Source organism: Lentiprolixibacter sp. (assembly GCF_982873095.1).
Window position 1 is genome coordinate 1 of record NZ_CEYNTP010000008.1, and the last position, 24,832, is coordinate 24,832.

24 protein-coding genes are annotated in these 24,832 nt (G+C 47.2%); 15 read left to right on the forward strand and 9 right to left on the reverse strand.

Going from position 1 to position 24,832, the window contains the following annotated elements; genetic code table 11:
* A partial coding sequence (gndA, locus tag AC4E7D_RS01175) for an NADP-dependent phosphogluconate dehydrogenase (RefSeq protein WP_490171970.1) occupies window positions 1-1,359 on the forward strand: 1,359 nt, incomplete at its 5' end.
* 12 nt (window positions 1,360-1,371) lie between these two features.
* Here gndA and AC4E7D_RS01180 read toward each other — a convergent pair.
* A complete protein-coding gene (locus AC4E7D_RS01180) occupies window positions 1,372-2,229 on the reverse strand; it encodes a DUF5777 family beta-barrel protein (protein WP_490171971.1) in 858 nt (285 codons plus the stop codon).
* A 153-nt stretch (window positions 2,230-2,382) separates the two neighbouring features.
* Here AC4E7D_RS01180 and AC4E7D_RS01185 point away from each other — a divergent pair, with 153 nt between their 5' ends.
* Window positions 2,383-2,940 carry a YceI family protein gene (locus AC4E7D_RS01185; protein WP_490171972.1) on the forward strand — a complete coding sequence of 186 codons (558 nt, stop codon included), beginning with the start codon at window positions 2,383-2,385 and terminating at the stop codon, window positions 2,938-2,940.
* Between the two features lie 17 nt (window positions 2,941-2,957).
* Here AC4E7D_RS01185 and carB read toward each other — a convergent pair whose 3' ends face one another.
* Window positions 2,958-5,810, reverse strand: a complete 2,853-nt coding sequence (gene carB / locus AC4E7D_RS01190) for a carbamoyl-phosphate synthase large subunit (RefSeq protein ID WP_490171973.1) — start codon at window positions 5,808-5,810, stop codon at window positions 2,958-2,960.
* 83 nt (window positions 5,811-5,893) lie between these two features.
* Window positions 5,894-6,052, reverse strand: coding sequence for a 50S ribosomal protein L34 (gene rpmH / locus AC4E7D_RS01195; RefSeq protein ID WP_266014008.1), 159 nt, complete (start codon window positions 6,050-6,052; stop codon window positions 5,894-5,896).
* A 160-nt stretch (window positions 6,053-6,212) separates the two neighbouring features.
* On the opposite strand from rpmH, the gene AC4E7D_RS01200 reads away from it, so the two are divergent.
* Together AC4E7D_RS01200 and AC4E7D_RS01205 are read left to right on the forward strand one after the other, a co-directional pair.
* On the forward strand, window positions 6,213-7,094 hold the full coding sequence (locus AC4E7D_RS01200) for a DUF6263 family protein (RefSeq protein ID WP_490171974.1): 882 nt from the start codon (window positions 6,213-6,215) through the stop codon (window positions 7,092-7,094).
* Window positions 7,095-7,099: 5 nt separating this feature from the next.
* Window positions 7,100-7,615: a DUF2892 domain-containing protein gene (locus tag AC4E7D_RS01205; RefSeq protein ID WP_490171975.1), complete on the forward strand. Its 516-nt coding sequence runs from the start codon at window positions 7,100-7,102 to the stop codon at window positions 7,613-7,615.
* A gap of 10 nt (window positions 7,616-7,625) precedes the next feature.
* On the opposite strand, the gene AC4E7D_RS01210 is transcribed toward AC4E7D_RS01205, so the two are convergent.
* Together AC4E7D_RS01210 and AC4E7D_RS01215 are read right to left on the reverse strand one after the other, a co-directional pair.
* The gene (locus AC4E7D_RS01210) at window positions 7,626-8,582 is read right to left on the reverse strand and encodes a lytic transglycosylase domain-containing protein (RefSeq protein WP_490171976.1); all 957 of its coding nucleotides are present in this window, start codon (window positions 8,580-8,582) and stop codon (window positions 7,626-7,628) included.
* A gap of 44 nt (window positions 8,583-8,626) precedes the next feature.
* On the reverse strand, window positions 8,627-9,289 hold the full coding sequence (locus AC4E7D_RS01215) for a YqiA/YcfP family alpha/beta fold hydrolase (protein WP_490171977.1): 663 nt from the start codon (window positions 9,287-9,289) through the stop codon (window positions 8,627-8,629).
* Window positions 9,290-9,465: 176 nt separating this feature from the next.
* On the opposite strand from AC4E7D_RS01215, the gene AC4E7D_RS01220 reads away from it, so the two are divergent.
* Complete coding sequence (locus AC4E7D_RS01220) at window positions 9,466-9,759, forward strand: GNAT family N-acetyltransferase (RefSeq protein ID WP_490171978.1); 294 nt, start codon at window positions 9,466-9,468, stop codon at window positions 9,757-9,759.
* 56 nt (window positions 9,760-9,815) lie between these two features.
* On the opposite strand, the gene mtaB is transcribed toward AC4E7D_RS01220, so the two are convergent.
* The 3 genes from mtaB to AC4E7D_RS01235 form a co-directional block, all read right to left on the reverse strand.
* A complete protein-coding gene (mtaB, locus tag AC4E7D_RS01225) occupies window positions 9,816-11,144 on the reverse strand; it encodes a tRNA (N(6)-L-threonylcarbamoyladenosine(37)-C(2))-methylthiotransferase MtaB (RefSeq protein ID WP_490171979.1) in 1,329 nt (442 codons plus the stop codon).
* Between the two features lie 58 nt (window positions 11,145-11,202).
* Entirely contained in the window at window positions 11,203-12,378 is a 1,176-nt protein-coding gene (locus AC4E7D_RS01230; RefSeq protein WP_490171980.1) for a GlmU family protein, read from the reverse strand.
* An 87-nt stretch (window positions 12,379-12,465) separates the two neighbouring features.
* On the reverse strand, window positions 12,466-12,753 hold the full coding sequence (locus tag AC4E7D_RS01235; RefSeq protein ID WP_490171981.1) for a type B 50S ribosomal protein L31: 288 nt from the start codon (window positions 12,751-12,753) through the stop codon (window positions 12,466-12,468).
* A 166-nt stretch (window positions 12,754-12,919) separates the two neighbouring features.
* On the opposite strand from AC4E7D_RS01235, the gene AC4E7D_RS01240 reads away from it, so the two are divergent.
* From AC4E7D_RS01240 to AC4E7D_RS01275, 8 genes are all read left to right on the forward strand, one after another.
* Entirely contained in the window at window positions 12,920-13,438 is a 519-nt protein-coding gene (locus AC4E7D_RS01240; RefSeq protein ID WP_490171982.1) for a DUF4199 domain-containing protein, read from the forward strand.
* Window positions 13,439-13,481: 43 nt separating this feature from the next.
* Window positions 13,482-14,429 carry a glycosyltransferase family 2 protein gene (locus AC4E7D_RS01245; RefSeq protein WP_490171983.1) on the forward strand — a complete coding sequence of 316 codons (948 nt, stop codon included), beginning with the start codon at window positions 13,482-13,484 and terminating at the stop codon, window positions 14,427-14,429.
* A 58-nt stretch (window positions 14,430-14,487) separates the two neighbouring features.
* Entirely contained in the window at window positions 14,488-16,197 is a 1,710-nt protein-coding gene (locus AC4E7D_RS01250; RefSeq protein WP_490171984.1) for a phospho-sugar mutase, read from the forward strand.
* Entirely contained in the window at window positions 16,197-18,020 is a 1,824-nt protein-coding gene (locus AC4E7D_RS01255; RefSeq protein ID WP_490171985.1) for an ABC transporter ATP-binding protein, read from the forward strand. Before AC4E7D_RS01250 ends, AC4E7D_RS01255 begins: the two co-directional genes overlap by 1 nt.
* A 56-nt stretch (window positions 18,021-18,076) precedes the next feature.
* A complete protein-coding gene (locus AC4E7D_RS01260) occupies window positions 18,077-18,619 on the forward strand; it encodes an RNA polymerase sigma factor (RefSeq protein ID WP_490171986.1) in 543 nt (180 codons plus the stop codon).
* A gap of 33 nt (window positions 18,620-18,652) precedes the next feature.
* Window positions 18,653-19,168, forward strand: coding sequence for a hypothetical protein (locus AC4E7D_RS01265; RefSeq protein WP_490171987.1), 516 nt, complete (start codon window positions 18,653-18,655; stop codon window positions 19,166-19,168).
* A complete protein-coding gene (locus AC4E7D_RS01270; protein WP_490171988.1) occupies window positions 19,161-19,610 on the forward strand; it encodes a hypothetical protein in 450 nt (149 codons plus the stop codon). The genes AC4E7D_RS01265 and AC4E7D_RS01270 overlap by 8 nt, the downstream gene beginning before the upstream one ends.
* A gap of 109 nt (window positions 19,611-19,719) precedes the next feature.
* Window positions 19,720-20,067 carry a DUF6515 family protein gene (locus AC4E7D_RS01275; protein WP_490171989.1) on the forward strand — a complete coding sequence of 116 codons (348 nt, stop codon included), beginning with the start codon at window positions 19,720-19,722 and terminating at the stop codon, window positions 20,065-20,067.
* A gap of 74 nt (window positions 20,068-20,141) precedes the next feature.
* Here AC4E7D_RS01275 and AC4E7D_RS01280 read toward each other — a convergent pair whose 3' ends face one another.
* Window positions 20,142-21,170 (reverse strand): WD40/YVTN/BNR-like repeat-containing protein, encoded by a 1,029-nt coding sequence (locus AC4E7D_RS01280; RefSeq protein ID WP_490171990.1) that lies wholly within the window; start codon window positions 21,168-21,170, stop codon window positions 20,142-20,144.
* A gap of 69 nt (window positions 21,171-21,239) precedes the next feature.
* On the opposite strand from AC4E7D_RS01280, the gene AC4E7D_RS01285 reads away from it, so the two are divergent.
* Both AC4E7D_RS01285 and purL read left to right on the forward strand, forming a co-directional pair.
* Window positions 21,240-22,451: an RsmB/NOP family class I SAM-dependent RNA methyltransferase gene (locus tag AC4E7D_RS01285; RefSeq protein WP_490171991.1), complete on the forward strand. Its 1,212-nt coding sequence runs from the start codon at window positions 21,240-21,242 to the stop codon at window positions 22,449-22,451.
* 98 nt (window positions 22,452-22,549) lie between these two features.
* Window positions 22,550-24,832 (forward strand): phosphoribosylformylglycinamidine synthase (purL, locus tag AC4E7D_RS01290; protein ID WP_490171992.1); only part of this gene is annotated, 2,283 nt, incomplete at its 3' end.

Here is a 24,832-nt window from a genome sequence, read left to right on the forward strand (position 1 = left end):
CCGACGAAGACCTGTTCGGCGCGATTCCAAGAGAACGGCTTTTCCGTTTGCGGCCTGGACCGGGATCCTGAAAAGGTGGATGCCCTGCTCCGGGAAACAACCCTGCAGCATAGACTTACAGCTACAACCGAAATGAGTACGCTGGTCAAAGCCCTTACCCGTCCGCGGAAGATTATGATGCTCGTCCCTGCAGGAAATGCTGTGGATTCGGTAATTGCAGCCATCACAGCCCTGCTGGAACCCGGGGATATCCTGATTGATGGCGGCAATTCATATTTCATGGACACTGACAAAAGAGAAGCAGAGCTTGCCAGGAAAGGTATCCACTATCTGGGAGTGGGAATTTCGGGAGGTGCATTTGGAGCTAGGACTGGCCCCAGTATCATGCCCGGGGGTGACAAAAGGGCGTATGAGCAGGTGGCCAAGCTCTTTACAGCGGTATCAGCTAAATATGAAGGCGAGGCCTGTGTAGCTTATCTGGGCAGGAAGTCTTCTGGGCATTATACAAAAATGGTACACAACGGTATCGAATACGGACTCATGCAACTCATTGCCGAGGCCTATGGTCTGATGAAGCGTCTGTCCGGGTTAACCAATGAGCAGCAGCACGAGCTGTTTTCAAAGTGGAATACCGGCCGCCTGCAGTCCTACCTGATCGAAATTACCGCCTCCATTTTGGTAAAACCAGACCCAATTGGATCGGGGGCGCTTTTGGACCAGATCCTTGACAAAGCCCGGCAAAAAGGCACGGGGAAATGGACCTCCCAGAATGCCATGGACCTTGGGATAGCAGTCCCAACCATCGATGCTGCGGTAAGGATGCGGGAAATATCCGCTTTAAAAGAACTGCGGAAAAACGCAGAAGACACCTATAAGCACCCAGGTGAAATCGTTAATATCCCGGACTTGGCAGACATGGTGGAGGCCTCACTATATTTTGGATATGTGCTTACTTACGCCCAGGGCCTGCACTTGCTTCAGGAAGCTTCCCGGGAGTATGATTTTGGTTTAAACCTCGCAAATGTAGCCCGGATCTGGCGGTCGGGTTGTATCATCAGGGCGGCATTGCTTCAGGATATCGCTGAGGTACATAGTGCTGAAAATATTCCAGAACATCTCCTGCTGACCCCGAAATTTGAAAATAAGATCAGGGAATTAGTGCCCCGGGTCCGGGAAGTAGTACAACTTGCGGCAAGGCATGCTGTTCCCATGCCTGCATTATTTCAATCCCTGGGGTATTTCGATGCCTTAACCAGTGGTGAGCTTCCGGTGAACCTCATTCAGGCACAGCGTGATTTTTTTGGCTCACATACCTACGAGCGCAATGACCGGGAAGGTAGTTTCCATACAGACTGGTGAGTAAAGCCTATTTTAAAAGTTAAAGACCCGGCTAAGGTTAAAGCCAAAATAGATGTCCCCTTCGCCCCAATCGCCGGTGGCATTACCCAGAAATCCACTTTCAAATGTGGGTTGTGCGTTGGTGAAATGAAGCTGGAATACATGTCCCCCTGTTTCAATATCCACCCCAATGGAGAGGGGGTTTACAAAGGGTGAGCCCGAAGCCCTGTTCAAATGCCAACCATAGTCCAGATTCAGGCTAAGGCGTTTGCTCAGTTTATAACGTCCCCCAAACCCCAGGGCAAACTGGGAATTGTCCTGAGGGTCATAGGCGGTATAGCCCTCATAGAAGTAGGTGGGCATCAACTGTAAGGACAATCGGTCGCTGACTTTTTTGGAGATCAACAGCTGTTGGGTAAAGGTAACCCTGTCACTAAAGTCAACAGGCCTTAAAATCAAGGCTTCCTCGAGCAAGGTATTTATGGCCGTTTGACTGTACCCCACAACAGTGACAGGAAAGTCGTCGTTTTGGGTGACCAACCTGTATTTAAGTGATGCGTCATAGGTTTTGTTAAAGGAGTTCCTCGATAGTGAAACATTGAAATTATCGGAGATCCCATAGAGGAAATGCAGGCGGGTGTTGGCGAAATCCAGACCAAAGAAATCATCAAATCCATTCTTAATACTGCCGAACCTGTGGGATACCACAAAGTAAAACTCCCTTTTGTACAGCAACTTGGTGGATTCAAAATTTACGATCTTCAGGCCTTTAAAGGCTGCGGATACCGGGAGCGTTTCTTCGGATTTGTCTATTTCATCCAGCAAGTCGTCCTGTCCGCTCGCTCCCAACGGGAGGAGTAAAATTCCCAGTAAAAAGAGTACATATTTCATTTTAACGGAATACAATATTGCAGTGTTTTTCTTTGAGATAAACTTACAAAGATTCCGCTTAGCGTATTGGGATTAAATCGTTCAATATTCCAGAGATGCAATATTCTATGGTTTATTTCGTACTACCTTTGTATGCTTGAAATGTGAATTCAGATGTTTACCACGCGAATTATACTGTTTCTGTTAATTGCTTTTTCACTTGGCGGTCAGCCAGGTTATGGACAGGAGCGGTACAAAACAGTATCCGGAAAGGTAACCTTCAATGCCTCTACCCCTCTGGAAGATATACAGGCCAACAACCAGCAGGTTAATGCCATCCTGAAAAATTCCGGGGAATTTGCCGTAGTCCTGCTCGTGAAGGAGTTTGAATTTCCGCGAAAGCTCATGCAGGAACACTTCAATGAGAATTATCTGGAATCTGACACCTTTCCTAAAAGCTACTTCGTGGGTGAAATCCCCAATTTCAGGCCAGAGTCAATAACAGAAACCTCAGAAAGAGTTACCATAAAAGGGAAACTCCACCTCCATGGGGTTACCCAACAGGTAACGGTTGCGGGGAATATAAAGCGTGTTGATAAAGGCATACAACTACAAAGCAAATTCAGCATTCGCCCGGAAGACTACGCCATTGAGATCCCCACCCTGATGTTCAAGAAAATCGCAGAGGAAGTACAGGTGAGCTTCGAGTTCTCCCTTATCCCTAACCCATAACCTTCAAGTTCCCCAGCCTATTTGCTCAGGTACATCTTTCTGCGGGTGTACAGGTTATAAAACTCATCATCCTTAAGGCTGTCGATGAACAGGATACTTTCCCCGGTACTTTTCATTTCAGGCCCCAGGTTCTTATTCACATTGGGGAATTTGTTGAATGAAAATACAGGCTGCTTGATCGCATATCCTTCTAACTGAGGATTGAATTTAAAATCCTTGATCTTTTTATGCCCCAGCATCACCTTAGTGGCATAATTCACGTAAGGTTCCCCATAGGCTTTAGCGATAAAGGGTACGGTCCGCGAAGCCCTTGGGTTGGCCTCTATCACATATACCATATCGTCTTTGATCGCAAATTGAATGTTGATCAATCCTACGGTATTAAGGGCCAGCGCAATCTTATTGGTGTGGTCCTTAATCTGTTGCATCACGAATTCGCCCAGGTTAAATGGAGGGAGCGTGGCATTGGAATCCCCAGAATGGATCCCACAGGGTTCAATGTGTTCCATTATACCAATGATGCGGACTTCTTTCCCGTCACAGATAGCATCTGCCTCAGCTTCAATCGCCCCATCCAAATAGTGGTCCAACAGTAGTTTGTTGTTTGGGATCTTGCGCAGCAAGTCTACCACATGTGCCTCCAGTTCTTCCTTGTTGATGACAATCTTCATCCCCTGACCACCCAAAACATAAGAAGGCCTTACCAATAAAGGGAATTTCAGCTCCTTGGCCAGTTCCAGGGCTTCATCAGCACTTTCGGCTACCCCAAATTGAGGGTAGGGAATATTGTTCTGTTTTAATAAGGTTGAGAAGCTACCCCGGTCTTCTGCCAGGTCGAGGGACTTGTAGCTGGTTCCGATGATATTTATTCCATACCGGTCCAGTTTTTCCGCCAGTTTTAAAGCCGTTTGCCCTCCCAGCTGCACAATAACCCCCTCAGGTTTTTCGTGTCTGATTATATCATAGATATGTTCCCAGAATACCGGTTCAAAATAGAGCTTGTCTGCAGTATCAAAATCTGTGGATACGGTTTCCGGGTTACAGTTGATCATAACGGTCTCATACCCGCATTCTGCAGCAGCGAGTACCCCATGAACACAGCAGTAGTCAAACTCGATCCCCTGCCCGATCCTGTTGGGTCCGGAACCGAGTACAACGATCTTTTTACGATCCGACACCTCGCTGTCATTGGCCACATAACGCGTACCATCCGCTGTTTCTACCTCCTCTTCAAAGGTGGAATAGTAATAGGGCGTCATGGCTTTGAATTCTGCTGCACAGGTATCCACCAGCTTGTACACCCTGTTGATTCCCAATTGTGTACGCTTGGTATGGACCTCACTTTCGTAACAATCCAGCATATAGGCGATCTGCCTGTCGGCAAATCCCTTTTGCTTGGCTTCAAGGAGGAGTTCTTTAGTCACCGTCTCTACGGAATATTTGGAGATCTCCATTTCGAGGTGGTGTAGTTCTTCGTATTGCTTAAGGAACCACATATCTATTTTGGTGATCTCATGGATCCTGCTGAGGGGAATCCCCAGTTGGATAGCGTCATAGATGACAAACACGCGATCCCAGCTGGCATGGGTAAGTTTGCTAATGATGGTATCGTAATCTGTGTATCCCTTCCCGTCTGCCCCCAGCCCGTTTCGCTTGATTTCGAGCGACTGTGTGGCTTTATGAAGGGCCTCCTGGAATGAACGGCCGATCCCCATTACCTCTCCTACTGATTTCATCTGTAACCCAAGGGTGCGGTCTGATCCTTCGAACTTATCGAAGTTCCACCTTGGTATTTTTACAATTACATAGTCCAGTGTGGGTTCAAAAAGGGCCGAAGTGGATTTCGTGATCTGGTTTTCCAGTTCATCAAGGCTGTAGCCGATCGCCAGCTTTGAGGCAATTTTGGCAATAGGATATCCCGTAGCCTTTGATGCCAGGGCCGATGAACGGGATACCCTGGGGTTGATCTCAATGGCAATGATATCTTCCTTTTCATCCGGACTAACCGCAAACTGCACATTACACCCTCCGGCAAACTCCCCGATACTTCGCATCATTTTTATGGCCATATCCCGCATGCGCTGGAAGGTGGTATCAGACAGGGTCATAGCGGGTGCCACCGTAATCGAATCCCCTGTATGGATACCCATGGGGTCCATATTTTCGATGGTACATATGATGACCACATTATCATTTTTATCGCGAAGCAACTCAAGTTCGTATTCCTTCCACCCCATGAGTGCCTTATCGATCATCACTTCGTGAATGGGAGAAGTTTCCAGGCCACGGCTCAGCAGCTCGTCAAAATCCTTGGGGTCGTAAACGATAGATGCTCCGGCACCTCCCAGGGTATAGGAAGCCCGTATAACCAGGGGAAAGCCAAATTCCTGGGCGATCTCCTTCCCCTTCAGGAACGAAGTGGCCGAAGCCTGGGGAGGCATCCCTATTCCTATTTTTGTCATTAGTTCCCGGAACTTTTCCCGGTCTTCGGTAATATTGATAGCATCGATATCCACCCCGATGATCTCCACACCGAAGTCTTCCCAAATCCCCTTATCATCCGCCTCGATACAGAGGTTAAGTGCCGTTTGACCACCCATTGTAGGCAATACCGCATCGATATTGGGGTGCTTTTTCAACACCTCAATTATAGATTTGGTAGTTAATGGGAGGAGGTACACATGATCCGCCATTGAGGGGTCTGTCATTATCGTAGCCGGATTGCTATTGATCAGGATGGTTTCGATCCCGTCTTCCCGCAGCGACCGCAAGGCCTGAGATCCGGAATAATCAAATTCACATGCTTGTCCGATAATAATGGGTCCGGATCCGATAATCAGGATAGAGTTCAGGTCTTTTCTTTTTGGCATTTTCTTTTAAGCGTTAAGTATGGATAAAAAAAAGGTGTTACCGTTAAAAAGTAACACCTTATCAATATTCTGGAATAGGATCATTATTTCTTATGTCTCGGCTCTGAGGATACAGTAAGTTTTTTTCTTCCTTTAGCCCTTCTTCTGGCCAACACTTTCCTTCCGTTAGCAGAAGCCATACGCTCTCTGAAACCGTGCTTGTTTTTACGCTTCCTCTTGGAAGGTTGAAATGTTCTTTTCATAACTGAAGCTTATTTACAATCTGAGGGAAAAGGTCTGTTTGACCACTCAAAATTCTGGGCGCAAATATACAAAGAGTTTTTGCTTTGCCAAATCGATTTTCAAAAATATTCGGGATAGATTTATTACTTTTGCGACAGCAATGTTACACCCCGCCATCTGATGAAAAATGCCGTTTTTTTTGCCTTTTTTGCCCTCTTGGGCGTCCTGGCGACAGCACAGACCAATCTGAGGTACAACCTCAAGGAGGGTGATGTCTTCAAGATCAGACAGGAGGCCAGTCAGGTGATATTCCAGGAAATGGATGGTGCCGTACACGAAATCACCAATAATATAGATGGGGTACTCGAATTCAAAGTGGTCCAGGAACGGGATACCGCCTTTGTGATCGACTTGTTTTTCAGGGACCTCAACCTGAAAATGACATCGAGTATTCAGGGGGAACTGATGAACGTAAATGCCAGGGAAGTCCGGGAAGACGATATACAATCCAAAATCTTCAACAGCCTGCTGAACGAACCCGTACACATCATCCTCAGTAAAACCGGGGACATCCTGGAAGTAACGGGAGGGGACAGCCTGGTCGCAAAAATGTCAGGGGCTTCAGGAATTTCCGATGCCTTTTCACTGAACATGATGAAGAAATCCCTGGAAAAGGAGTTTGGTTCGGAAGCACTTTCCAACAGTTATGAACAAATGACCTATATCTATCCGAGTGTTCCTGTACGGGTAGGTGATCGCTGGAAAAATCAATATTTGGGGAAACTCTCTGCAGATAATTCCTGGCTGCTGGAAGCCGTCAGTGATACCTCTGCAACCATCCGGGGGGAAGCCAAAATCACCATGGATATAGCGGAACCGGTCTCTACGATGAAAATGACGGGTTCCCAAACTACCTGGATCAAAACCGATTTACCCACCGGTTTTATTATATCTATGAAGGTGGAAGGCAGTTCAGAGGGGGTAACCATTATGGCCCAACTCGGTAATGCGGAGATCCCGACACGAATTCAATCAACAACTACGTACGAACTAATTCAATAAGGTTTATGTTCCACAAAAATATTAAACTGGTTATCGCTTTTCTTATTATCGTCTATGCGGGTTACCAATTCTATGAAGGGTATATCATGAATGGGATTTCTCTGATATTGCTCTCGCTGGTCTTCATTTTCTTCTATTTCAGGAACGAAATAATCCTGTTAGCCTTTTTGCGTATGCGCAAGCAAGACCTGGAAGGGACCGAACGCTGGTTGAAAAAAATCAAAAACCCGGAAAGTTCGCTTACCCAAAAACAACAGGGGTACTACAATTACCTACATGGTATTATCTATTCCCAGAGGAACCTGACACAGGCCGAGAAATTCTTCCGTAAGGCCCTTAAGCTAGGGCTCAATATGGACTATGATGTGGCTATGGCGAAACTGAGCCTGGCCGGGATCGCCATGCAAAAAAGGCGGAAACGCGAAGCCACGGTCCTGCTTCAGGAAGCCAAAAAGTTGGATAAGAACAACATGCTGACGGAGCAGATCCGTATGATGCAGCAACAAATGAAGCGGATCTAAACGCCCCCCCCTATTTACTCATCTGATAATACCCCTTATTCGGGATCTCGATGGAATACTTCTTCCTTGAGGCATTGTTCAGGTGCGGTTCCCTAAGCCATGGATTATGCCTTTTCAGGATCTTGTAGTTGATCCCGTATTCGTCTGCGAAATCCGCAAAATTGCTTACGGCAGTGTCTACCTCAACATTGAAAGTAGGAATGCCCTTGTACAGGTCGCCCTGTTCCAGTTCATACCCGTATTTATGAGGGTTGGAAAGGATTTCTTTAATAGCCAGGATACGGAATACATAACGCCCGGTCTCCTGCCCCAGCAGTAAATCGTAGTAATTATCTACCTGCTGAATATTCATGTATTTCTTGATAGCTGCCGGACCCGCATTATAGGAAGCAGCAGCGAGCGTCCAGCTTCCATAGGCCTCTTTATATTTCTTAAGGTATCGGCAGGCTACTTCCGTGGATTTCGCCAGGTGATAGCGTTCATCCACATTGGAGTTGATCTCGAGCCCGTATTCCCTGCCCGTTGCTTTCATGATCTGCCAGAACCCCGTGGCGCCCGCAGGGGACACTACATTCTGCAGCCCGCTTTCTGCTACAGCCAGGTATTTGAAATCCTCGGGGATACCGTTCTTTTTCAGGATGGGCTCAATTACGGGAAAGTATTTATGAGCGCGTTTCATCAACAATACAGCATTGGACTGCCAGTAGGTGTTCACCAGGAATTCCCGGTCAATGCGCTCCATGATCTCCGGATCCTCCTGGGGAACTGGTTCCCCGGCAAAGTTCAAATTATCCGGAATATCAATTGCTGAAATCGTGTATTCCTCAGCAACATTTTTTACCTCATCATTCTCCGTGGCCTGGGGGCCTTTCACCGTTGCTTCCTGGTTTTGCTGTACTGCAAAAATCAGGGTAGAAATTACAAAGACCACCCCCAGAAGCATCAAAATCTTCTTTATTACTCTCATGACATACGTTAATTACCCAACTAAAGGTATTAATTACAACCTCATTATTCCAAAATAATTGTGGGTAATCGTTCATTAAACCATTTAAATCGATGGAGGATCATGGTGTGGGTGCCTCCCTTAACCCGCAAATAGTTCTCAATAGGGCCCACCGGAAAAACAGCATCCCTGTCCCCATGAATATGCACAAGATCAGGCGGATAGCTCTTCTGACCCCAATGTACGATCTTATCGATGGACCAGTCCAGGTAATATTTATCGCGTATCCCAAGGTACTGCTCATAAAGCGAAAGTCTTTTGGTTACCGTTTCCCCAAACGCATATTTGGCCAGGAGTTCTACATTGTTAACCAGGCCTGTAGGCAACAATCGATGTACCTTGGTGTATTTTGCAAATAAGAGCCTTTTGGGCATTTCAGATTTCTGTTTGATGCTTGAAATGATGATCACTTTCTCCACGGTGAGGAGTTTGGCCATCTCCTGCGCCAGCATACCGCCAAAGGAAACCCCGATTAAAACAGGCTGGTCATGTCGGATCTCTTCGGCCATTTTCTGCGCATAGTCTTCAAATGACATGCCTTTTTCAGGAATGAACCATTCGAGAAAATGCATTTGAAATTTTTCAGGAGGGAGTTTAATATGCTCGAAGATCCGGGAACTCGCTCCTAAACCGGGAATAAAATAAACATGAATCTTTGATGAAGGCATGAGGGCCCAAAGAGGTTTAAAACTAGGAAATTAGCATTTTTTTATTTACTTTTGTTATCAAGTTGTAAAGATTCCCCCAAGTCTTAGATATTTAACCCCGAGCTAACCTTTCAGTAAATTACGATCTTAGAACAATCGTAATTTTTTTGTCTGAGAACCAAATTAAATCAAACTATATGAGTGAAGTAGCAATTAAAGACAATAGTTTCCTGCGCCAGTTTGAAACTAAGGTCAATGGCCACCTGGCCAAAATTGAATACTCTTCCCAAGAACGTAAGGTTTTCTTAACTAAACTGGTTATTCCGGAGGAAATTGAGATCGAAGGTTTTAAGGAGGAATTTATCAAATCTGTCCTGCATCACATACAGGAGCAGAATTTAAGAGTGGTTCCCACAAGTCCGCAAATAGCTGGTTTTTTAAGGAGAAACAGACAGTACAAAGAAATGCTTCCTGTTGGGATTCGCATATAAGACTATTCAAAAAGCATCAGACCAACCTCTCTTCGGAGAGGTTTTTTTATGCCCTCTCAGCTCGTTACCGCTTCTTTCTGGAAAGAAAAGCGTACCATTCCTTCCTCATCAATTTCCTGAAGACGTACGGTGTGCAGGGTATTTACCAATTCCGGGTTCCAGGGCGCCCTCACTTTAATGTAGTTTTCGGTAAAGCCATGGATGTATCCGGCCTTATTCTCCCCTTCAAAAAGTACGGTCCGTACACTACCTAACTGAGTTTCATAAAAGGCCCTGCGTTTCTTGACCGACAGGGCACGCAACATCTTGCTCCGTTTCTGCCTGACTTTCTTTGGAACAGGGTCTTTCATTTCAGCAGCGGGTGTATTATCCCTTTCGGAATAGGTAAAAACGTGAAGATAGGAGATCTCTAATTCATTCAGGTAATGATAGGTCTCGAGAAAATCCTCATCGGTTTCTCCAGGAAAACCCACAATGACATCTACCCCTATACAGGCGTGTGGCATGAGGGATTTTATATGGGCAACCCGATCCGTGTAGAGCTCCCGCTGATACCTCCTGCGCATGACTTTCAGGATCTTATTGCTGCCGCTCTGAAGGGGGATATGGAAATGGGGTACAAAGGATTTGCTCCGGGCAACAAATGAAATGGTTTCATCCCTTAGCAAATTAGGTTCTATGGATGAAATTCGCAGTCGCTCTACCCCTTCTACCTTATCTAGTGCCTGAACCAGGTCAAGAAAAGTGTGCTCATGCCGCTTGTTGCCAAACTCCCCCTTGCCGTAGTCCCCAATATTTACTCCGGTCAACACAATCTCCCTGATCCCTTTTTCCGAAATTTCCCGGGCATTGTTCAGCACATTCTCCAGCGTATCGCTTCGGGAAATGCCCCGGGCAAGAGGGATAGTACAATAGGTACACTTGTAATCACACCCGTCCTGCACTTTTAAGAATGCACGTGTGCGGTCGCCAATAGCATAGCTGCCCACATAAAAATCGGCCTCAGTGATCTCACAGGAATGCACCTCGCCAAAATCGTTTTTGGAGAGATCGGAGATATAGTCAGTAAGCTTAAATTTTTCCGTTGCCCCCAACACCAGGTCCACGCCATCAACTGCAGCCAGCTCTTCCGGTTTGAGCTGGGCATAACAGCCAATTGCTGCAATAAAAGCCTGGGGATTGTTCTTTTGTGCCTGTCGGACAATGGTCTTAAACCGCTTGTCTGCATTTTCCGTAACGGAGCAGGTATTGATCACATAGAGGTCGGCCTTCTGATCAAAATCTACCCGCTCAAAGCCTTCCCCCTGTACCTGCCTGGCAATAGTGGAGGTCTCCGAAAAATTCAGCTTACAGCCCAGGGTGTGGAAAGCTACCTTCTTTTTCATCTAGAAAACGCGATTTGGCCCGCAAAGATAAGAAAATCAGAATGTTTCCCTGGCCCGTCTAGTATTTACGGTATTTGCCGGTGATTTCGTATACGTGCCGCAATATTTCGGCATCCTCTTCGGTAAATTCAACATTTCGTCGGGCCATCATTACCCGAGCTGCCTCAAAAGCTTTCTCCGGGTGATAGGCCACAAAGCCGGAGGCACCACCCCAACTAAAACTGGGTATAAAATTCCTGGGGAAGCCAGGCACATAGATATTGGTATTCACCCCGATAACGGTACCGGTGTTGAACATGGTGTTGATCGCTGTTTTGCTATGGTCGCCCATCATCAGGCCACAAAACTGAAGACCCGTCTGGTCAAAACGCTCCGTAGCGTAATTCCAGAGCCGCACTTTAGCATAGTTGTTCTTCAGGTTGGAATTGTTGGAGTCTGCGCCAATGTTACACCATTCGCCCAGGACCGAATTACCCAGGTATCCGTCATGGCCTTTGCTCGAATACCCGAAGATCACTGAATTACTGACTTCTCCGCAGACCTTGCCAAACGGACCTACCGTTGTGGGGCCGTAGATCTTTGCCCCCATCTTTACTACAGCATTATCACAGAGTGCAAAGCCCCCGCGGATAAGGCTGCCTTCCATGATTTCTGCATTCTTGCCTATGTAAATAGGCCCTTCTGAAGCATTGAGAATACTGTATTCTACCTTAGCCCCTTCTTCAACAAAAATACGTTCCGGGTGGATCAGCTTATTGGTCTCCGAAATGGCAGCGCTATTCCTCCCATTGGTGAGAAGTTGGTAATCAGTTTCCAGAACTTCGCCATTCCGAGAAAAGATCTCCCAGGTATTGCGAAGGCACATGGGGTTAGTTTCTAATTCTTTGACAGCATAGGCCTCAATATCCTGCAAATCCACCGATGCTCCCGTGGCACAGGCGATCAGTTCACCTGATTTCACCAAGGCCTCCCCCACTTTCAGGGATTTGATCCGGCTTACCAGGTTAGGATCCGGCAGATAGGTGCCATTTATAAAGACATTGGAAGTACCTGCTACCAGAGGATATTTGCCAGCGAGGTAGTCTTCGGTCTTACTGCTTGTGACAGCACCCAGGTAATGCTCCCATTTCTCCCTTATAGTTAGGATCCCCATACGGATGTCCGCTACGGGCCGGGTGTAAGTAAAAGGCAATAATGCTTCTCTTTGGTTGCCGTCAAAAAGGATGTAGTTCATCTCCCCGCTTTTGTTACAAAATTATAAAAAAACGCCCCTGAAAGTGCTTCAGGGGCGTGTATATCGTTGTACTTCCGTTTATATAGACTATTTGCCTTCTTCCTTAGTTGCCTCTTTCTTGGCAGGCTTTTTAAACTTCTCGTACTTGCTCTTGAACTTATCAATCCTACCGGCGGTATCCACAAGTTTAGCTTTACCTGTGTAGTAGGGATGCGATGTGCGTGAAATTTCTAGCTTAACAAGCGGGTACTCCACACCATCCACCTTGATCGTCTCCTTGGTTTCCGCAGTTGACTTGGCCAGGAAAACATCGTCATTGGACATGTCCTTGAAAGCCACCAGCCTAAAATTTTCCGGATGTATACCTTTTTTCATTGTAATGTCTTTAACTCCTCCGATTTTTTGTGGGTGCAAATGTATATATTTTTCAAGGAACCTGCAATTTATATTTTGAAAAATGCCACGCTAAAAATTGTATCTTTAGCTGTAACAAAATTAACCAGAAAACTACTAACTGAAAGAAACAACTAAAACTTTAATAATGGAAGAACAACAACCTAAAACCGGAAAATTTGCCTTGAACTACGGACTGCTCCTTGGTGCGGTGAGCGTTATTTTTGCTTTTATGCTGTATACCCTTGATATGCACTATCAGGGAGGGTTTGGTGTAATGGCCGTATCCGCACTATTGAGTTTGGCAGCAATTATTATTGGACTCATCCAATTCAAGAAAGCAAATGGCGGCTATATGTCCTTTGGGCAGGGCTTTAAAATTGGAATCGGGATCTGCCTGATAGCAGGGATCATCGGGATCATTTTCAATCAGATCATGCAGAACGTAATTGACCCAGATATGATGGCCAAGGCTATGGAATATCAGGAAGGGCAATTGATAGAAAGAGGTTTGACCCCTCAGCAGGCATCGGATCAAATGGAAATGGGCAAGCAGTTTGCAGAACCCATGTGGCAGATTACCTTTGGGTTAATTGGAAGTGTTTTATTCGGAGTGCTGCTCTCTATAGTCCCAGCCCTGGTAATTAAAAAAGCTAAGCCTGAATAATACTTAAAATCGTACTTTTGAAAGGAATTAGGCAAACAGCCCTATGAAGGTATCCATAGTAATTCCTTTACTCAACGAAGAAGAATCCCTGAACGAATTACATGATTGGATTGCATCCGTGATGCAGTCCAATCATTTTTCATATGAAATCCTCTTTATAGACGATGGGAGTACCGATAATTCCTGGAGGGTCATCGAGAGCCTGGCTGCCGGCAATCCGGAAGTAAAGGCCATCCGCCTCCGCAAGAATTTTGGTAAATCCCAGGCTTTGCACGCGGGTTTCAAACGGGCAGATGGTGATTTTGTAATCACTATGGATGCCGATCTGCAAGACAATCCTGAAGAAATCCCCCAGCTGATTGCGCTGATGGAAGAAGAAGGCCTCGACCTGGTATCGGGATGGAAAAAAAAGCGCTATGACTCGGTGATCATGAAGAACATCCCCTCTAAAATTTTTAACTGGGCAGCGCGAAAGACTTCGGGAGTTAAGTTACACGACTTCAACTGCGGCCTGAAAGCCTTCCGCAAAGAGGTTACTAAGACCATTGAAGTGCGCGGGGAAATGCACCGCTATATCCCTGTACTAGCCAAGAATGCAGGTTTCCTTAAGATCGGGGAAAAGGTGGTAAAACACCAGGCGCGGAAATACGGGAAGACCAAATTTGGTGCCGACCGCTTTATCAAAGGCCTCCTGGACCTTATCACCATTTGGTTTGTGTCCAAATTTGCCAAAAGGCCCATGCACCTGTTTGGGGCACTGGGCGTGCTCATGTTCCTTATTGGCTTTGGGTTTGCCCTATATCTGGGTATCGATAAGCTGTTTATAAACCCATTTGGCAGGTTGCTCACACAGCGACCAGAATTTTTTATCGCCCTTACTGCAATGATCATCGGGACCCAGTTATTCCTGGCAGGATTCCTGGGGGAAATCATGGTACGGTCGCGAAAGAGCAAACCCCGGTATACCATTGCGGAAGAATTAAACCTGTAGGCTCTTTTTATGTAATAAACTTCTTAATTTTGAAGTGAACTAATCCCTACCCGTAATTATGGAACAAATCCTCCAAAGAGCCAATTCCTGGCTTAGTGATTTTTTTGATACTGAAGTCCAAAACGAAGTAAAGCACCTCATTGCCAACGACAAGGAAGAATTAAAAGACCGGTTTTACCGTGATCTTGAGTTTGGCACGGGGGGTATGCGTGGCGTTATGGGGGTAGGGACCAATCGCATTAACAAATACACCCTTGGAAAAAGCACACAAGGGCTGAGCAATTACCTCAAAAAGGTGTATCCCGGGGATAAACACAAAGTGGTCATTGCCTATGACTGCAGGCACAACAGCGATACCCTTGCGCGCGTTGTAGCTGAGGTCTTCTCTGCCAATGACATACAGGTATACCTGTTCTCTGCCCTTCGGACCACCCCGGAACTTTCTTTTGCCGTACGCCAACTGAACTGCCATGCCGGTATTGTCCTTACTGCTTCCCATAACCCTCCTGAATACAACGGCTATAAGGTGTACTGGACAGACGGTGGCCAGATCGTACCACCGCAGGACAAGGAAATCATTTCCGAGATCAATGCGTTGGCGTTTGAGGACGTCCGGTTTAAACCAAAGGAAGATCTTATACAATTGATAGACAGGGACGTGGACGAGGCCTTTATCTCGGCTTCTGTTAAAAACGGAGATTTCGGCGCTTCAGGCAAGGATGATTTTAAGATCGTCTTCACCTCACTGCACGGCACCTCTATCACTGCCATCCCGGAAGTCCTCAAACGAGCCGGGTATGGCCAGGTAACTGTTGTGGAAGAGCAACGTGAACCCGACGGGAATTTCCCAACCGTAAAATCACCCAATCCCGAAGAACCGGAAGCCCTGGCACTGGCTATGAAAAAGGCAGAGGAAATTGGTGCCGATATGGTGGTGGGTACCGATCCGGACAGTGACCGCCTTGGGATAGCGGTGCGCAATAACCAGGGGGAATTGCAATTGTTGAATGGGAACCAGACCATGATCCTGATGACCCGTTTTCTGCTGGAACAACGAAAAAAAGCGGGTTTTAAAGGGAATGAATACATCGCCTCAACCATCGTGTCTACCCCAATGATGTCCAGGCTCGCAGAGGCTTTTGGGGTAGAATGCAAGATCTCACTTACAGGCTTTAAATGGATTGCCAAGATGATCAAGGATTTCCCCGAGCAGGATTTTGTCGGCGGCGGGGAAGAGAGTTTTGGTTTTATGGTAGGGGATTTTGTACGCGACAAGGACGCGGTGACCTCGACCTTGCTCGCCTGCGAGATCGGGGCACAGGCAAAAGCGGATGGCAGTTCGTTTTTTAAAGAGCTCATCAGTTGTTATGAGGCCTATGGGTTTTACAAGGAAAAACTGATCTCCCTTACAAAAAAGGGGATGAAAGGGGCGGAAGAAATCGCCCAGATGATGGTGGATTTCCGGGAAAATCCCATAACCTCAATAGACGGTTCAGACGTGGTTGTTGTAGACGACTACAGCAGTTCCGTTTCACACAACCTCAGGACCGGGGAAAAAACGCCCATCGACATTCCCAAATCAAACGTGTTGATCTACACCACTGCCGAGGGCACAAAAATGGCGGCCCGACCCAGTGGTACGGAACCTAAGATCAAATTTTACTTCAGCATAAACACACCTCTTGAAAATGCAGGAAAATTTGAGCAAACCGAAAAGGAACTTGACGCAAAGATTGATCGTATCCTGAAAGAACTGAAATTGGGCTAATGGAGTATTTCCGAAAAATCCTGGCTTATGCCCTGCCCTACAGAAAGTTCGGCTTCCTGAACATTTTTTTCAATATCCTGTACGCCCTTTTCAGCGCGCTCTCTTTCGCAGCGCTTATCCCGATGCTGGATGTGCTGTTCGACCAGTCGAAGAAAGTGTATGCGCTACCCGTTTACGAAGGGATGGGACAAATAAAATCCTTTTTGCAGGACTATATCAACTATCAGATCACTGCCTATGCCGGTGACGATGAAATGAAGGGTTTGGTGCTGGTAATAGGCTTAGTGCTGGTCCTTTTTCTTCTGAAAAACGTGTTCAATTACCTGGCCATGTATTTTATCACCTTCCTGCGCAATGGGGTATTGAAGGACATACGAAACAAGATGTATGAAAAGGTGGTGGAACTGCCCCTCTCTTATTACACCGAGAAACGGAAGGGCGACGTTATTGCGCGGATTACCTCGGATGTGCTGGAGATCCAGCATTCCTTTTTATCTATCCTTGAACTGATCGTGCGGGAACCCCTGACCATCCTGTTTACCATTCTGATCATGTTCTTTATAAGCGTTAAACTAACGCTGTTCGTATTCATATTTATCCCGATAGCCGGCATGATCATAAGCAGGATCGGGAAATCGCTAAAGAAAAAATCCCTCAGGGTACAGAAAGAACAGGGCGAATTCCTATCGATTGTTGAGGAAACCCTGGGAGGCCTCCGTGTCATAAAAGCCTTTAATTCTGAATCCCGTTTTGCGAAAATTTTCAGCAACTCCACCCTTCGGTTCTACCGGTTTTCTAACCGATTGCTGAACCGGCAAAACCTGGCCTCACCCACCGGGGAGTTTCTGGGTATCCTGGTCATTGGTGTGCTGTTATGGTTTGGTGGGAAGATGGTCCTGGTGGATAAGACCCTGGACGCATCCTCCTTTATCGCCTATATGGGGCTGGCCTACAACATCCTCACCCCGGCCAAAGCCATAAGTAAGGCTTCCTACGGAGTGCGCAAGGGCAATGCCGCCGCACAGCGGGTTTTGGAGGTGATCGAAGCAGAGAATCCCATAAAAGAACCCGAAAACCCCGTTTCCAAGAACGACTTCCAGCAGGGGATTGCACTGGACAAGGTGTCCTTTAAATATGAAGAAGAGCCGGTTTTTAAGGATTTCAGCCTGAAAATTCCAAAGGGAAGTACCGTAGCCCTGGTAGGGCAATCCGGAAGTGGAAAAAGTACCCTGGCCAACCTGATCATTCGTTTTTACGATGTAACGGGAGGGAAAATCACCCTGGATGGTGTGGACATCCGCGACATGTCCAAGAGGGACCTCAGAGAGCTTATGGGCCTCGTTACCCAGGAATCCATATTGTTCAATGACACGGTGATCAACAATATCCGGATGGGAAAGGCAGATGCCAGTGAAGATGAGATCATAGCTGCTGCCAAGGTAGCCAACGCCCATGACTTCATTATGGAACTGCCCAAAGGGTACCAAACCAATATAGGGGATGGGGGCAATAAGCTTAGTGGCGGTCAGAAACAACGCTTGTCCATAGCGAGGGCCGTACTGAAGAATCCCCCGATAATGATACTGGACGAAGCCACTTCAGCTTTGGATACAGAAAGCGAACGCCTGGTACAGGATGCCCTGGAGAAAATGATGGTCAACCGGACCTCGATCGTCATCGCACACCGGTTATCTACCATTCAGAAGGCCAGCAAGATCATTGTGCTTCAAAAAGGAAAGCTCGTAGAACAGGGAACCCACGCAGAACTGATAAAATCCAACGGAGTGTACAAAAAACTCGTTGAAATGCAGTCACTTGGGTAGTTGCGGATTAAACCCAGGGAGAAAAAGACAGTCTAAGGACCATAAGAAGCTTGCTTTTGATTGCTGAAGAAACCTTAGTAGCCCAGTTAAAGAACAAGGAGAGCCAGGCCAGAGCTTTTGAGCAGTTGGTCAATGCCTATAAGGAGCGCCTGTACTGGCACATCCGCAGGATCGTGCTGAACCACGATGATACGGATGATGTCTTGCAGAATACCTTCATTAAGGTGTTCCGAAATATTGAAGGTTTCAAAGGGGACAGCAAGCTGTATTCCTGGATGTACCGCATAGCCACGAATGAGGCGTTGAGTTTTCTCAAGTCCAAAACCAGGAAGCTGGGGCAAAGCAGCGAGGCCATCCAGGAATCCCTTGCCAATCAACTGGAATCCGATGTTTATTTTGAAGGGGATGAGATACAACTGAAATTGCAACAGGCCATTGCCACCCTTCCGGAAAAGCAAAAACTGGTCTTCAATATGAAATACTTTGAAGACATGAAATATGAGGAAATTTCGGAAATACTGGAGACCACGGTTGGAGGTTTGAAAGCTTCCTACCACCTGGCGGTTAAAAAGATTGAAAGCTATTTGAAGGAAGATTAAACCATTTAAAGAATTGAAAGTCAAACCTAAACGATGGACAAGAAGTATAAAAAGGAAGGATTTAAAGTACCGGAAGGATATTTCGAAGGGCTTACGGACCGCATCCTGGACAGGGTAAAGGAGAAGGCTCCCGACTTGCCAAAGGAAGAGGGGTTTACCCTTCCTGAGGGGTATTTTGATTCCCTGAATGAACGGGTGCAGAAACGATTGTCCGATAGTGAAAACCCCGGGGTCATTCGCATGAATCCCTGGAAGAAGTACTATTTTGTAGCCGCTTCAATAGCTGCCCTGGTGGTGATCGTGATAGGCATCAGGATGAGTCGGTCTGATGATTTCACTTTCAGTGATCTGGCCAGCACGGAGCTGGAGAACTATCTCAATGAAACTGACCTCGGACTAACGTCTTACGAAATAGCAGAAGTATTACCTGTAGAAGAACTTGAGGTTAACGATATCCTGGATGCAGGATTGAACGAAGAAAATATTATAGATTACCTGGATGAAAATGTAGAGGATTTGGATGAACTAAATATTGAATACGATGAGTAAGTATAGCAAAATAGGGGTGCTGATAGTTATGTTATTTGTCATTACTGGCGGATATAGCCAACGTCGGCCTGTACAGGAAAAGATCAAAACGCTGAAAGTTGCCTTTATCACAGAAAGATTAAGCCTCAGCAGCAGTGAAGCCCAGGATTTCTGGCCCATCTACAACGCCCACGAAGAAGCCCTTGAGGGTTTAAAACGTAGGGAGCGTACTGAAATCAGGAGTAATATGATGGATTTTCAGAATCTTTCTGAGAAGGAAGCGGCAGCCTTATTGCAGCAATCTATTGCACTGGAAAAAGAAAAACATCAGCTAAATGTTCGGTTTCTGGAGCGGATGAGCGAGGTGATTTCGGCCAAGAAAACCTTCCTGCTGATCAAGGCTGAGGAAGACTTTAAAAAACGGCTGTTACGTGAGATCCAGCAACGCAGGCGTGGAGGATGATCCCCCATTTCGACCAAATACAACAAAAGGAAGCCAAACGGCTTCCTTTCTTTTTAAACCTAATTCCTTTTCAGCTGTCCTACTATATGTAAACCCTAAATTTTAAATTATGAAACGTCTCAAATCTTTATTCATTATGATCGCTCTCCTGGGCGGCTTTACAGTAGCTCAGGCCAATGCAACAGCTAAAGTCTACCCCAGGATTGGCCTGGTAGTAACCATGGTACCTAAATCGAAGATCTATATCCACAAGGGGGTGAGCTTCCATTTCTCGAATGGCGTCTGGTACAGGGCAAAAGGCAAGCGTTTTGTGGTAAGTGCTGCCCCGGTTGGGCTTTACATCAATACCCTGCCCAGGGGAAGGAAAGTTGTCTACGTAAAAGGCAAAAAATACTACCGCTATAATGGGGTATGGTACCAAAAAAGAGGGCGTGGCTTTTTAGTGGTAAAAATTTAATTTGATTGGTTTGGATGAATAGTTGTTTGTGTGGCAAGTGCCACAGAAAACGGGAAGGTCTTCTTCCCGTTTTTTTATTGAAATGTAAGCTTCGCAATGCGGTTTCTTCCCGCTGCATAGGCCACCGAATCGTTGAGGAACCTGATCGTATAAAAGGGTTCATCAGCAAGATCTTTCCAGGAAGTGCCCGCGTTAGACGAATATGAAATTCCGGTATACCCTACCGCTACCAGTTCCTCCCCACCAGAATTCGGCACAAATTGTATACAGCTTTTATATCCGGGTGTCAACCCATCAGCTATCAGCTCCCAGTGGCTGCCACCGTCCCTGGTAAAGGCTTTGTTTCCTCTATTCATTTCGGGTTGGGTGTAATCTCCGCCGATGACAATACCCAGGCGGGCATCGTAAAACGCTACACTGTATATTCCTTCCGTTTCTTGCTTCTGCACCACCGGGGTTTCAATTACCTCCCAGCTTACCCCCTTGTCTTGCGTTCGAAAGATGCGGGACCTGGTAGTTGCCACCCAGGCCGTATCCCCTACAATAGCGATATTGGTGTTGCTGGCGGCAAAGGCTCCTTCTCCTTCCAGCGCCGGAGGCAATTCTTCACAGGGTATTTTTTTCCAGCTCTGTCCTCCATCCCGCGTTATCAGGACTGCTAAACATCCTTCCCTGCTATCTCCAATGGCGATGCCCTCAGCATTGTTCCAAAAGGCCATGGCATCATAGAAAACCCCTTCCCCTTCCTCGGACCAAACCAGTTCTAGTTGTCCCCTATCCCCTGTCTTGTAAAGCAAGGCTGGGTTTCCGGCAGAAAGCATAAAAAAATCGGATTGCGTATGGGCAATTGCACGGTATTCCGGTAATATACTATCATAGGCCTGAACCCCAGAACGCACGGTGCCCGTTTGCAGGTCTACAGTGCCGAATATCCCATTATTGCCTGCAAAAGCCAGGCTTCCATCCATGATCTCTATGGCACGAATACTTATGGAATCCTGGTACAGGGCTTCTACTTCAACGCTGTTAAACACTTCGTTCTGTTTCGCTTTTGGGCTGCAGGCTACTAGAAGAATCAGAAGGATGAAGGTAAAGTGGCGCATAGGCTGAATTTTACCAAATGTAAAGGGATTCATCATGAAAGCGATACCTTTGCGGGGTAAATTTTTTGCATGCGACTACACAAAAACCTGGTTATCGCTGTCCATTACGCCCTAGATCAGATCTTCAACCAGGCGGGCTATGCGGATAAGGTGGTAGAGAAAACCCTGAAGCGAGATAAGCGATGGGGCTCCCGTGACCGGGGGTTTATTGCCGAGACCACTTATGAAATTGTCAGATACAAGCGCCTGTATACCGCCATTGCCGGAGTAAAACCCCCCTATTCAAAAGCTGCCCTTTACCGGGTTATTGCGGTATGGATCACACTGCGCGGCCTACCACTTCCGGATTGGGTGGAATTTAAGGGCACCCCGCAGCGCCGGATAAAAGGAAAGTACGATGAGCTTATCAAGATCAGGAAATACCGGGAGTCCGTGCCCGACTGGCTGGATGAGCTGGGAGAAGCCGCACTTGGTGATTCACAATGGTCAGAAGAACTTTCCGCCCTCAATCAGCAGGCAGCGGTTACCCTCAGGGTAAACCGCCTGAAGACCAATAAAAAGGAATTGCAAAAAAGCCTGGCAGAACTCGGCATCAAAACAACGGAGCTAAAGGGATATCCCGATGCACTTCAATTGATACAGCGAAAAGATGTATTTAAATCCCCATATTTCAAAAAAGGCTGGTTTGAGGTGCAGGACGCCGCGTCGCAACTTGTTGCCCCGTTTACAGAGGCCATGCCTGGTGATTGCGTCATCGACGCCTGTGCGGGGGCGGGGGGAAAAAGCCTTCACCTGGCCGCCCAGATGCAGAACAAAGGGCAGCTGATCGCCCTTGATATTTATGAATACAAACTAAAGGAACTAAAGAAGCGTGCCCGCAGGAACGGGGTGCACAATTTGGAAACCCGACTGATCACCGGGACCCGTACCATTAAAAAATTGCACAACAGGGCAGACCGCGTCCTAATTGACGCCCCATGCACCGGATTGGGGGTGCTGAGACGCAATCCTGATGCCAAGTGGAAACTGAACAGGGAATTTCTGGATCGGGTGCTCAAAACCCAGGAAAAGTTATTGCGTGAATATTCAAGAATGGTAATGCCCGGGGGTAAACTGGTTTATGCCACCTGTTCGATCCTGCCCCAGGAAAACGACCAGCAAATCGTTGCATTTCTCAACAGTGAAGCGGGCAAAGGGTTTGAACTGGAGGCAGAAAAACACTGTTCCCCTGCGAAGGATGGCCATGACGGTTTCTATATGGCACGATTGCTTCGAAAGTAATCAACAACAACAGGGGATAACTGTTTTCTCTCAGCTGCAGGGAATCAACACTAAAAATGTAAATTTGTGCTTTCTTCATTCAAAACCTTTAGAAGGCCATGATTCATTTCTTCGGAGACCCTACCAGAAAAGTATTTGCCGTTCAGGTGCAGCAGGATCTTTCTCAGCAAGACATTGAAAAATTAAACTGGTTATTCGGGAACGAACCGCGGATAGAGCTGGCGTCTTTGGACGCCTTTTTTGTTGGCCCCAGGGCAGCCATGGTCACCCCATGGAGTACCAACGCTACGGAGATCACCCAGAACATGGGCATCTCCGGTATCGTGAGGATAGAAGAATTCCAGTCGGTTTCCGAAACTTATGAGGAGTATGACCCGATGCTCTTCCAGAAATACGACCGACTGACCCAGGAGGTTTTTGATATCGACGTCCCCCCACAGCCTATTCTCGAGGTGGAAGATATAGAGGCCTATAATCAGGCAGAAGGATTGGCCCTGAGCCCTGATGAAGTCTCCTACCTGGAAGAACTTGCCGAACGCCTGGGCAGAAAGCTCACCGATTCCGAAGTGTTTGGATTCAGCCAGGTCAATTCAGAACACTGCCGGCATAAAATATTTAACGGGACCTTTGTAATTGACGGGGAAGAAAAACCATCTTCCTTGTTTAAACTGATCAAAAAAACCTCAGAAGAACATCCCAACCATATCGTTTCCGCCTACAAAGACAATGTAGCCTTCATCTCCGGACCGGAAGTCGTGCAATTCGCGCCTAAATCTCCGGACAAGCCCGATTACTACGAGGAAAAACCCTTCCAATCGGTGATCTCCCTGAAGGCAGAAACACACAACTTTCCCACAACCGTAGAGCCCTTTAACGGAGCCGCAACAGGATCAGGGGGAGAAATTCGCGACCGCCTTGCCGGGGGTAAAGGGGCCCTGCCACTGGCAGGAACTGCGGTTTACATCACCTCCTACAGCCGGCTTGAACCCAACCGCCGTTGGGAAAATGCCATGCAGGAACGCAAATGGTTGTACCAGACCCCCATGGACATCCTGATCAAAGCCTCTAACGGAGCTTCCGACTTTGGCAATAAATTCGGACAGCCCCTTATTTCCGGATCGGTACTGACTTTCGAACACGAAGAGCACCAGCGAAGACTGGGGTATGACAAGGTAATTATGCTGGCTGGTGGCATCGGTTACGGAAAAGCCGATCAGGCACTGAAAGCCACTCCGGAAAAAGGAGATAAGATCGTTATCCTCGGAGGGGACAACTACCGTATAGGGATGGGGGGTGCAGCTGTTTCCAGTGCAGACACCGGCGCCTTCAGCACCGCTATTGAGCTCAATGCCGTACAACGTTCCAATCCCGAAATGCAAAAACGGGCGGCCAATGCCATCAGGGGGCTGGTCGAACTCGATAAAAACCCGGTAGTTTCCATTCACGATCACGGTGCGGGGGGGCACCTGAATTGCCTGTCAGAACTTGTGGAAGAAACAGGGGGCCATATAGACATGGACCAACTCCCGATCGGGGATCCCACCCTCTCAGCCAAAGAGATCATTGGGAACGAATCCCAGGAACGCATGGGCCTGGTCATGGGGACCCCGGACATGGACCTATTGAAAAGGGTTGCCGAAAGGGAACGCTCTCCCATGTATGAGGTGGGTGTAGTTACCGGGGACCACAGGTTTACCTTTGAATCCCGGAAAAAAGGCGAAAAACCCATGGACCTGGAGCTCTCCGACATGTTCGGAAGCAGCCCGAAGACGATCATGAAGGATTCCGCAGTGGTTCGTTCTTATGCAGACCCGGAATATCAAATTTCAAAATTCAGGGACTACCTGGAACAGGTGTTGCAGCTGGAGGCCGTGGCCTGTAAGGACTGGCTTACCAACAAAGTGGACCGCTGTGTGGGAGGGCGTGTAGCCAAACAACAATGTGCTGGTCCTTTGCAGTTGCCCTTGAATAATTGCGGGGTAATGGCACTGGACTTTAAAGGAAAGGAAGCGATAGCCACTTCCATAGGGCATTCGCCTGTTTCCGGACTCATCGATCCTGAGGCGGGTAGCCGCAATAGCATGGCAGAAGCCCTAACGAACATCGTATGGGCACCTCTCGATGGCGGCTTAAAGGCAGTATCCCTCTCCGCTAACTGGATGTGGCCCTGTAAGAATCCTGGTGAAGATGCGCGCCTGTATGCAGCCGTTGAGGCGGTATCGGATTTTGCCATTGCCCTCGGCATCAATGTGCCCACAGGGAAAGATTCCCTCTCCATGAAACAGAAATACCCGGACGGGGAAGTGCTTGCTCCCGGCACGGTCATTATATCGGCTGCCGGACATTGTAACGATCTCAACAAGGTTGTGGAGCCTGTGCTA